The organism is Planctomycetota bacterium (assembly GCA_026387035.1).
Taxonomy (GTDB): Bacteria; Planctomycetota; Phycisphaerae; order FEN-1346; family FEN-1346; genus JAPLMM01.
In genome coordinates this window covers 1-3032 of record JAPLMM010000209.1, presented here as the reverse complement: position 1 = coordinate 3032, position 3032 = coordinate 1, and the positions used below count along the sequence as shown (strand labels likewise).

Sequence of the window (3032 nt, the reverse complement as noted above, 5' to 3'; positions counted from 1 at the left end):
GTGCAGCAGCGCGGGAACCGGCAGGTGGCGAACTATCGCGGCGTCTGGGTGGACGACCAGTTCCAGGGGACCGAGAAGGTGACGAAGGTCCGCTGGGGCTCCAACGCCTACTTCCGCCTCGCGCGGGAGCGGACGGACCTCCGGGAGATTTTCAGCCTCGGCCAGCGGGCGGTCATCGTGACGGCCCGCAACCAGGCCGTCCTCGTGGACGCCGACGAAGGAATCGAGGAACTCGACGACGCGCAGGTGAAGACACTCTTCACGGACCTGGAGGCGCCGACAACACCCGAGAAATAGAACGCCGGCCAGTGCTACTTTGTCAACTTCGCGCCGCCGAGAGGGGGGATAGCGCGGCGTCCCGGCGGGACGCCGCGCGGTGGCCAAGAATGGCCACCGCGCCTCCGCTTACCTGTCGAGGAGCGGAGTTGACAAAGTAGCGCTAGACCGGAACGGAAACGGCAGGCGTTTCCAGCAGGTCGGCGACCACCAGGTCGCTTTCCTTGCCGAGTTCGCGGCCGGTTGCCAGGACCCACTTGACCATGGCGTCGACGACGCCGGGGGCGAACTGGCGACCGGATTCTTCAACCAGGATTCGCAGGGCATCCGACACGCTGCGCGCGTTGCGATAGACGCGGTTGGACGTGATGGCGTCGAAGGCGTCGGCGACGGCGAGGATGCGCGCGCCCAGGGGAATGGCCTCGCCCGCGATGCCGTCCGGGTAACCCTCGCCTTTCCACCATTCGTGATGATGGCGGACGAGCGGAACCTCCCGGTCGAGAAATCGCATCTGGTCGATAATCTTGACGCCGGCCAGGACGTGGCCCTGCATGATGCGGCGCTCGTGGTCGTCGAGCGCCCCGCGTTTCCGCAGGATGCTGTCGGGGACGGCGATCTTGCCGATGTCGTGGACCATGGCGGCGCGGCGAATGACGCCCGTCTCCTCGGGGTCGAGTTCCAGCGTCTCCGCGATGGCGACGGCGTAGCGGGTGACGTTCGCCGAGTGGGCCTTCGTGTACGAGTCGCGGGCTTCGAGGGCGTGGACGAGGCCCCAGAGGCTCTGGACGACCATTTCCTTCGCCTGAAGCGAGAGGCCGGCCACCTTTCGCTGAAGGTCCTCGACGCCGGCGGCCTCGTCGGGGATTTCTCCCGCCCGGTCCTCGGTGATCTCGTTCCAGGTTTTCGCGACGTTTCCGCCGGCGTGCTTGGCGGCGTAGAGCGCCTCGTCGGCCTGGCGGATCAGGAGGTCCGGTCCGGCCGTGCGGTCCTTGGAGTCCAGGGCGCTGACGCCCGCGCTGATGGCGACCTGGAGGGAGCGTTGGCCGTCGGAGATCACGCGGCCGGCAATGCTGCGACGGATGCGTTCGACGGCGCTGACGGCCTCCCGGGCATCGGTGTTCGGCATGAGGACGATGATTTCGTCGCCCCCGTAGCGTGCGACGAGGTCGGCCGCGCGGGCGCCTTCTTCAATCGCCCTGGCGACCTCCACAAGGACCCGGTCGCCGAACACGTGGCCGCACACGTCATTGATCGCCTTGAAGCCGTCCACATCGATCATGGCGAGGGCGAGATCGGACCCGTAACGCCTTGCCCGTTCCGTTTCCAGGCCGATGGCTGCCATGAACCCTCGGCGGTTGGCCAGGCCCGTCAGGTCGTCCGTCGTGGCGAGTTCCTCGAGGCGCGTGTTGGCCTGCTGGAGAGCCTCCTCGGCCCGCTTGCTCACGGTGATGTCGCGCACGGTCGCCTGCAAGATCCGTGTGCCGCCCGCCTCGAACTTTGAGAGCAATACCGTGGCCGGGAACTCCGTGCCGTCCACTCGTTTGTGTGTCCATTCGAAGAAATGCGAACCCTTCTCCAGAGCCAACCCCATCATCTCCTGAGCCTTGTCCGATGACGGAACCCCATCCGGCTGACGTTCCGGGGATAGGTCCGCCAGTGTTCGGCGTGTGAAGTCCTCCTCGTCCCGGCAGCCGAATAGTCCGATAGCCGCTGGATTCCCGGCAAGAAAACACTTATCCGGCGACGCTATTATGATGGCGTCTTGGGAGGTGGCGTAGAGCGAGCGATACCGTTCCTCGCTCTCCCGCAGGGCCTTCTTGACCGCGTATTGGGCGGTCACGTCGTGGAATACCAGCACCGCGCCTCGGATGCGGCCTTGGGCGTCGCGGATGGGCGCGGCACTGTCGGCGATCTGGCGTTCCGCGCCGTCGCGGGCGATCAGGGCCGTGTCGTTCGTCAGTACGACAACTTCGCCGGTTGCCAAAGCCTTGGCCAGGGGATCGGAGGCCGGTTCGCGGGTTAGGACGTTGATGATGCGGAAAATCTCGGCCAGCGGTTTGCCGACGGTTTCCGCCAGCGGCCAGCCCGTCAACCGTTCCGCCGCCGGGTTCATCCGAACCACTCGGCCGGCGGTGTCCGTGGCAATCACCGCGTCCCCGATGGAGTGCAGGGTAATCGACAGGTCTTCCTCGCTCTCGCGCAGGGCGTCGGCCACCCGAGATCTCTCGCGGTAGAAGCGCACGCTCTGCTGCCGCCAGACCAGCCCGATGCCTGCACCCGTGCCGAGGACCAGGACGCCGACGGCAACAGCCGTCACCCACAGTTGTTCTCTCACTGGCGCGTACACTTCGGCGGCATCCATGCGGCCGACCAGGAACCAGGGCGAGTCGGGGACGGCGCGGACGGCGGCAATCACCGGCTCGCCCCGGTAGTCCGTCCCTTCCACGATTCCTTCCTCTCCCATCGCCGCCTTGACGACGGGGAGGTCTTTCCCCTCCTCCAACGAGACACGCAGGTTGAGGGCGGCGTTCTTCCGGAACCTGAGGTCGTTCAGGAAGAGCGCATCGTTTCCATCCCGGCGGACGAGCAGAGTCTCGGCCGTCCGGCTGGGCGTGGGCCAGCGGCTGATGTCGGGATAGAGGTGGGTCGCAGGATCAATGCGAAGGACGAGAACGCCCAAAGGCCGGCTGCCGTCCCGTTCGTCGAAGATCGGGACCAGGATCGACAGGTGGATGGGGCGGTCGGGCGTAGCGCGG

At 66.6% G+C, this 3032-nt stretch carries 2 protein-coding genes; one reads left to right on the top strand and one right to left on the bottom strand.

Annotated features, from left to right (window positions below):
* On the top strand, window positions 1-297 hold a 297-nt coding region (locus tag NTX40_07455; protein MCX5648915.1), incomplete at its 5' end, for a hypothetical protein.
* A gap of 142 nt (window positions 298-439) precedes the next feature.
* Here the strand turns inward: NTX40_07455 and NTX40_07450 are convergent.
* The coding region (locus NTX40_07450; protein MCX5648914.1) for a diguanylate cyclase at window positions 440-3032 on the bottom strand (2593 nt) is incomplete at its 5' end.